Raw genomic sequence first — 7,906 nt, 5'->3', positions numbered from 1 at the left:
GCCGCTCCGATTGGGGTATGGCCACCTAGGGGGCCCCGCAATTGTGCGTTGCCCGGCGGGGGGCGCAACGGCAGCTTGCCGCTGTAAGGGCCACTCGCCGTTCTGCGCCCACTCCCCGAGTAGCACGTTCCCAGTCGGCTGGGTCAGGGGTGACACGAGCGATCATGCGCCGGCAGAGGAACTGAACGCGGGTGTGGAGGAAGTCCTCCACACCCGCGAGCATGCTCCGACGAAGGCCGCTTCAGCTGTCTTGTTGCTCCTCCGAGCCCGGGTTCCCTTCGGCGAGTGTGGCTCCGCGGTACTCGGCATGGTTCCGGTCCACGCTACCGGCGATGTGGAGGGCGACCGGGTGGCGGGTGCGGGAGTCCCAGGCCAGGGACTGGTGGCACAGCGCGGCCGTCAGGGCCGCCAGGGCTTCTGGAACGTAGGGTCCGGCAGCGGGAACCGTGATCTGGATGGCGGTGAAGCTGCTCCAGTCCTTGGCCAGCAGTTGTGCTTTCAGCGCTTCGGGGATGGTGAAACGGGTGTGCTGGCTTCCGTTGGTGCCGGTCTGCCCGAAACCGTTGTAGGTGCGTGATGTCTGGGCGAGGTACCAACTGGTGACTCCGGCGGTGGTTGTGCGCCGGTACAGCCATTCGTCGGGGGCGGCGGGTTTGTGCGGATCCGGGCGCCGCCTGCCGACACGGTCGACGGGGGTGGGGACTTCGCCGTATGAGGTGTTGATGCAGACGTCCGCTGCCGCGCGGCCGTCCTCGCGGAGGCTGTCGCCGGGGAGCGGGCCGTGGCCGAGGCGGGCGTTCTGCAGACCGGGCCAGATGGTTCGGCAGGCTTCGGCGTCAGTGAAGATCACGACGGGGGCCACGCCCGGTAGGACGCGCAGCGCGGAGCGGATCTCCTCGCGGACGAGTCGGGCGCCGTCCTCGTGCCTGGCGTGACCGGCTACGCCGATCGGACCGGACCCGAAGGAGGACTCCGCCTCGGCGATCGGGAGCCAGGCGTGCAGGCGACGGCTGTACATCTCCAATCGCCACGGCACGGTGGGGTCGGGGTGGGTGTGGAGGGCGGTCAGCACCTCGACCATCTGGGTCTGGTCGGCGGAGCCGATGGTGCGGGTGCTGGCTCGCTGCTGCCGAAGGTGCAGCCCGACGAGCACAGCGGGGTGGTCCATCGATACCGCATCCGCCAGCCTCCGGTCGACCGCCCCGAGTCGGAGCAGCAGGTCGCGGAGTCCGTTGACCGCGGGGAAGTCCAGGCGAGGGCCTCGTGGACGGCTAGACTTGTCCGCTTCGGTCCCGTCCAAGTCCGCCGTCCCGTTCTCCAGGGTTTCGGTGGCGGGCCCGGGTACGGAGTCGAGGGGTTCCGGCTCGGCGGCGGGCACCGTGGTGGCGGTTTCCCTGGCAACTTCCTCCTTGGCCTTGGGGGGTTCCTTGAACGCGATGAACTGGGAGACCATCCCGCGCTGGTGGAAGTGCCGACGCAGGTCCCGCTTCGGGTCGTAGTCCGCGCCGCGGTCCCGGCGGCTGCTCTTCTTGGGATTCCACACGGTCTCGACCCACGCTCCGTTGAGGGCGGGGCCCGGAAGAGCGTCGAGGAAGGCGAGTTCACGGTTCCAATCGGGGCGACTGATGGCGACCAGGGCCGGCAGTCGTCGGAACCACACGCTGGTGCACGCGGTGAGTTTGCAGTCGCTCTCGTCCTCCCAGTCGGCCACGAGGTCGGGGGAGTCCGTGTAGGGGACAAGGGCCTCGATCATGCGTCGACGGGTGTGCTCGTGGTCGTAGAGGGCGAGGATGCGGATGTGGTCGTGTCCGGTGCCGGCAAGGGCGTGGTCCAGGTCCTCGCGCAAGACCGGGCCCTTGGCGTTGCGGGCGACCTGGTGCTCCGTCCGGACGTACGACACCTGCCGCAGGCCGAGCTTGGGGCCGAGGACAGTGTCGATGTGGCGGGCGAGAGCGAGGTTGAAGCGGGTGCCGGTGCCCTTACCGAGCGGATGCTCGGTCGGCCCCGGGATCAGTACGCGGATCGGTCGGTTCTTGTGGCTCAGTCCCTCGTTGTCGCACAGGGTGACGGGTTTCAGGTCGCAATTCCCGACGACCCGAGCGGCGAAACCCCGGATGTACGGCTCCCAGCCCTCTTCCGTGCGGCGATGGCCCACGGGGACCCGGAGGATGGTCTTGGTGCCGCGGTGGACGAAAGCGGTCCGAGTGCCCGCCCAGTGGGTGGCGAGACGACTGAACGTGGGCAGGACGTGGACGGTGATGAGGGGCTCGCCCGGCAGTGTGATGACGCGGAAGTCGAGTTTGTGTATGGCTACGCCCTCGGTCTGGCGCCGGCCGGCGTTGTTGGTCAGTAGGTGGTTCCAGGCGAGCAGACTGCCGTTGGTGTCCATCAGCCATGTCAACTGCGGTTGCTTGACCGGCTGGTCGCCCTCGGCACCGGCCGACGGTTCGGGCTGCTGACCGTCCGGTTCGCCTGCCGGACCGTCCCCCTCGGGTGCTGCGGCGGGGAAGGGACAGTGCGGGAGCGGAAGGGGCAGGGGATGGCGCGCGAGCTCGGCGGCGATGTTCCAGGCGGCGACGCGGAAGAACCACTGGGGTGCTCGGGGTCGGCCTGTGGTGGTTTGGTCGATGAAGGAGGCCAGGTTCGCCCGGGTCGGTGTGCACTGGTCGAGCAGCGGCGCCAGGGTGTTGGCATCGTCGTCCCTGCGGATGTGGCGTTCCCAGGCACGGACGGCGCGGCTCAGGAGCCGAGGTTCGATAATCTTGGTGGTGGCGAGCATCGTTGGGGTGCGGGTCTCGTCGTCCGGCTTGCCGAGGGTGTCGGGCATGATGACGACCGGTTGGTTGGTCACCGCGGACAGCGCGGTGGCCAGCGAGGCGTACGCCGGACGGACGGGCTTGGCGCCCTCGTGATCGCGGTAGCTGGGTAGCAGGCTCCAGGCCTGGGCGAAGTCCTCGCTGAGCGCGTACAGCACGACCTTGCCCAGCTTCTTCGGGTCCATGGTGAAGGCGAGAGTGTTCAGCATTCGGTGTCCAGGTTCGATCGGCGGCGGTGCTGCTGATCGGCGAAGGTGAAGAACCCCTCCAGCGCCGCACGGTTGGTGTTGACGACGGTGTCGAATTCCCCGCTGGCGATCCACTTGCTGCGAAGCGCACGCAGAATGGACGGCAGGTCGGAGTTCCCGCTGGGGTCGATGAAGGCCGCGTCGACCAGGCGGAGCCTGCCCGGTGTGCCGCCGCGGCGGGCACGCCCCACAAGTTGGGTGAGGGAGGCGACGAGTTCCGCGGCGACCGCGATCTTGGCGCGGGCCGGGAGTGCCCGGAAGTACCGCTCGCTGGACAGCAGTTCGTTGAAGTAGCCACTCGCGGTCTGCTCCGCGCCCTCCAGCGCCTTCCACGGGAGGTCGTGCGGCGGGTGCTCATCGAAGGTCCGGGCGCCGATGTGGGCGAGCAGTTCGCTGGGTTCGTCGACGATGGACATAGGCCGGACGGCGAGCCAGATGGCACCGACGCGGGAACGGCGCTCACCCGGGGAGAGGATGTTGAGGCTCCGCTCGGCCCGTTGCACCGGGGCCACCAGGATCCGGGCACCCGCCATCGCACCGAAGTCCTCCAGGCGATCAGCGGGGATCTCGGTCCACGGACGGTACGGCCCCTCGGCGTCGGCAACGCGCTCGGGATCGGGACGGACGGCGACGGCGACGAGGCCGGGCGGAGCGCCCGCCGAGGTGAGGCCGTCTGCGAGGTCCAGGCAGCTGATGTAGGAGGTGGTGGCGAGCAGGATGGCGTCCTGGATCCCGACCGGATTGCCCGCGGAGGCGAGTTGATCGAGCTCCCGCTTCAGTTCGCTCCACAGCTTGGCGCCGAGCTCATGGGTCGCTTCACGCCGTTTCGTGCCGGAGAGCCCGGAGATCCGCAGAAGCTCTTCCGATCCGATCCCCGGGACAGGCCTGATGTCGACTTCGATCGGTTCGCCGTCGTCGGGGACGACGTAGGTGGGCCTGGTGTGGACGTGGTGACGGTGCGCGCCGGGTACGTAAGCGGTGGCGGACAGCCCGAGCACGATCCGGCGGTGGCCGGAGTGCGCCAGCGCCGTGTTCTGCCCGAGATCAAGGAGGTACCGGTGAGGGTCCCCGCCGAAGGCCACGGCACTCAACCTGGTGTCCTGCGGGGCGAGCGGGTTGACGTCCTCGGTGAAAGCGAAGACCTGACGGCCGAGCGGACCGTGTGGGACGGCGCGCCAATGGTCGTAACCGCCCAGGGCGGAGGCGATCTCCTCCGCCGCCGCCACGCCGGCCAGCTTGAGCTGGGGCGCGTCGTAGACGAAACGGTGCAGCAGGTCGCGGAGCGGGGCGAGGAACATCCGCCGGACGAGGCGGTCGATCACGTCGAGCCGGGTCTTCGGTGCGGGCACCCAGGTCCTCAGCAGGACGTCGAGGCGGTCCCTGGCGTGGTCGAGGGAGCCCGCCTCGTGCTGCTTGCTGGTGACACTGCGGAGGATCCCCGCGAAGCCCTGCAGGTGGTCGGGCAACAGGTGGGTGTCGATGGCGGGATCCCACACCGTCTCCAGGGTGAAGGTGTGACTGATGCCCGTCCGGACGGGTTCTGCGGCACCGATCTGTTGGGGATCGTTGTCGAGGAACGGGGCGAGCTTCGCCGCGAGCCAGGAGTCCCACTTGGTCGGCACGATCCAACGGCGGGCGGCGTCACTCCGTCGTCGGCGGTTCGGACGGGACGCAGTTCCTTCGGAGAGGCGGTCGGTCTGTCCCAGGTCACCGCGGGCGAGATGCATGGTGTAGGTCTCGGCGAGCGCGCGGCTCTCCGAGACGTTCTTGCGGGCCCGTTCCTCCAGCGCCGCGGGCAGCCGGTGGAAGGCCGCGACGAGCTGGTTGTCCAGCTCGATCAGCGGTCGGTCGTGCGGCCGGTCGCCCCAGGCCAACACCAGGTTCCGACCGTTGCGCTCGAACACGGTGGACTGGAAGGCGTCGAGTTCGTCGATGAGGACGATCTGACAGCGCCGGAGCACGAACTCCTCGACGGAGACGTGCTCGCTCACGAGGCCGTCCTCCGACTCCAGCGGAATGTGGACGTTGCCCGCGTGCAGGTTGGAGTGTGTGGTGACGAGGATGCTCGCGGTGGTGGCCGCGCGCGTCAGGCGGAACTTGCCGCACTTGTGTCGGAAGGGGCACACCTTGGGCTCGGGCATCGTGCGGTACTCGTTCTGGCGCGGCGGCCGTACCGGTGCGAGTCTGCGGCAAGGTTCCCCGCCGGGCGTCCAGGCGTCCACCTCGTCGTCGACCGCCGCCAGGACCGGGAGCTGGCAGGAGTAGCCGAGCCGTTCGAACACCCAGTCCACGTACGCGGTATCCGTGGAGTTGCGAATGGTGCGCTCCAACTCGCGCACCAGCCCGTCGGGTGACATCAGCGGTACGACCACCTGTTCCGGTTTCAACCGGGACGCCTTGAGAAGGTCGGCCGCAACCAGTTCCTCCTCGATCTGCCGGGTCAGCTTCAGCACGTCCGCGTTGGTGCTGACGACCAGGGCGAGGGTATGGCCCTGTTGGACGGCCCAGGCCGCGATGCCAGCCATCATGACGCTCTTTCCGGATCCGGTCGGCGCGCTGAGGACCTGGATGTCCCCCGCCCGTAGGACCAGCTCCTTCCCCACCGCGCGACCGCTTCGGTCCCGCATCCGGGAGAAGAACGGGCCCAGTGCTCCCTCGCGGTAGGCCGACCCGGTTTCCCCGTCGAGGGTACGGTTCAGGGCGAGGAAGCCCTGAATGTCGAGAGCGACGTGGGGGAGATCGGGAGACGTCCGTAGGACGGCGGCGGGCGGGCGGTGCGCGGGGACGTGTTCGGCCAGGAAGGTGTAGGTGGCCAGCGCCGGCGTGGTGAGTCCACCGGCCATCGGCACCTGCAGGTTGTGGGTGTGCTCGCCGACCTTGGCGATGGACTGGGGGCGGAACGCCTCCTCGGCGACACGGTCGAGTTCGTCCAACAGCCGATCGGCGAACTCCCGCGGTGTAACACCGTGGTGGAACCGGACGTGCCGCCCGTCGGGTTCGAGGCGCGTACCGGGCACCCTGTCCTGGGCGAACTGGTCGGCAACGCGGTCCTGGAAGACCGCCTTGTCCGCGAGGGCGTTGCCCCGGTGCCGCAGTAGCCGTGCCAGGCGCCGCTGGTCATCGAAAGGCAGTTCCCGGTATCCGGGCCAGAGGTCGTACTTGCCGCTGAGCAGGAAATGGGCCGCGTCGACGCTGCCGCCGTCGGGCGCCGGGAAGTGGGCCAGTGAGCAGGCCAGGGCACAGGCGATGAGCCGGGGCAACCCGCGCTCCTCGCGCTCAGTCCGCTGAGAGGAGAGATCGGTCATTTCGTCTGTCGCTTCGCTCGGGTCAACTGCTTGCTGATCTCTTTGTTCACGTCCTCGACGAGCCAGACGGTGTAGCCGGGCAGAAGTTTCTGCAGCTCCGCTTTCTGCCCGGGACCGCGGTGATCGGGCAGCACGATGGTGTTGGCGGCGAGTGGTTTCTGACGAACCTTCTCGGCCAGGGTGGTAGCGCTCGCCACATCCTTGAGGTCGATCGACAAAGTCCAGCCCAGGGACTCGACGGCGAATTCCAGGTCGTAGATGTCCAGCCCGGGCCACAGCGTGACGTCCAACAGCGGTTTGCCGTGCCAGCGACGGTACAGCGAGAGCTCCTCGACACCTGGTACGACGATGAACCGCCATACCGCGAAGTCGACGCACACCGTGCGTTCCGGCCCCTGTTTCCGTCGTTCGCGCGCTCCTGGGGGCCGTGGCACCTGGGAGTCTCTGCGAAGCAACTGAGGACGGCCCCCCGTGAGTGGTTCGGAACGCACGGTGTAGTGAGCCTGGTGGTACAGGTAGGTGCACCGCACCCGGTGGCCGTCCACCCGCATCGGCCACCGGCATTTCGGGCAAGCCCACCACCAACGACCGCCGTACACGCGGTCAGCCGGCAAATCGACGTACTGGACAGGTGGGTCGATGCCGGCCTCCGCACACAAGTCGAGGATTTCTCCCGTACCGCCAGCCGGATATTCGACAACAAATCGGCGGCGGGCCCGGTACGAGTGTTCGTTGGCTCCTACTCGGATCCCCGCGAACGCCTCGTTCTCCACGCCCTCTTGGCGCATCCAAGCCCAACTCGGCAGCCAGCCTCGACCCCTGTCGCCCTTTTGCAAGAGTTCCATGACGGACGTGCAACCGTCGGACCAGACGTCGTCACTGAGCTCGCCCCACTCCAGGACGGTCAACTGGCCCAGCGGATCCCCGTCGAAGACATCCGGTGCCAGCTTTCCCAGCGGGTAAGAGAGCGACCTGACGAACTCAGCCGGTGTCAGAACTTCCTGCTGGGGGTACAGGGCGTTGACCACCCCAGCCATGCTCATGATTTCCCGCCAGGCACGTGGTTCGCGATGCCGAACCGTCCATGCATAACCTCCGCGGATGGCTGCGGAGAGGATTTTCATCCTCTGCTGGCCCAGGGCAGCGTCGTACACCGCCACATCCCTCCATCACACTTTACCGAGTGTCCTTGACAGAGCGCACTGATGTGCTGGGGAGGATCATGCATGAACTTCGACGGCGCCGTGCAGGAGCGGATAGGCGAAAAGCCTCACCCGCGAGTCGCTGATATGCCACTTGACCTGCACAGATATCACATAAGACGACTCGGTCCACACGATCGAAGTTCATCTTTTCGAGTGATCATGGTCGTGTCGCCAGGTCCTGGAGTCTTTCGGTGAAGCCGACGCCCGGGGTTTTTTGGGAGGGATGGGAGATCGGGCTGGTGAGTCGGCCCGGGGCGCGGTACCGGGATTACTCCCGGTCCGTTTCCCCGGACCGCTCTCCGAACCCGCCGTGCCGATCTCTCGGCAACGGG

At 67.9% G+C, this 7,906-nt stretch carries 3 protein-coding genes; all 3 read right to left on the bottom strand.

Annotated features, from left to right (window positions below; translation table 11 throughout):
- Window positions 1-241: 241 nt before the first annotated feature.
- Genes ACFQ6N_RS39695 through ACFQ6N_RS39685 form a run of 3 tightly spaced genes read right to left on the bottom strand, consistent with a single transcriptional unit; the run spans window position 242 to window position 7,529 of the window.
- The gene (locus ACFQ6N_RS39695) at window positions 242-3,025 is read right to left on the bottom strand and encodes an RNaseH domain-containing protein (RefSeq protein ID WP_380659034.1); all 2,784 of its coding nucleotides are present in this window, start codon (window positions 3,023-3,025) and stop codon (window positions 242-244) included.
- Entirely contained in the window at window positions 3,019-6,324 is a 3,306-nt protein-coding gene (locus ACFQ6N_RS39690; RefSeq protein WP_380659033.1) for a hypothetical protein, read from the bottom strand. Before ACFQ6N_RS39690 ends, ACFQ6N_RS39695 begins: the two co-directional genes overlap by 7 nt.
- A 41-nt stretch (window positions 6,325-6,365) precedes the next feature.
- Window positions 6,366-7,529, bottom strand: a complete 1,164-nt coding sequence (locus tag ACFQ6N_RS39685) for a hypothetical protein (protein ID WP_380659031.1) — start codon at window positions 7,527-7,529, stop codon at window positions 6,366-6,368.
- Window positions 7,530-7,906 lie beyond the last annotated feature (377 nt).

Source organism: Kitasatospora sp. NPDC056446 (assembly GCF_042796115.1).
GTDB lineage: Bacteria > Actinomycetota > Actinomycetes > Streptomycetales > Streptomycetaceae > Kitasatospora.
This window is presented reverse-complemented; position numbering and strand designations above follow the sequence as displayed.

Excerpts from the sequence above, each read along its gene's own strand:
- ACFQ6N_RS39695 (WP_380659034.1), bottom strand. The coding sequence starts at position 3,025 with ATGCTGAACACTCTCGCCTTCACCATGGACCCGAAGAAGCTGGGCAAG.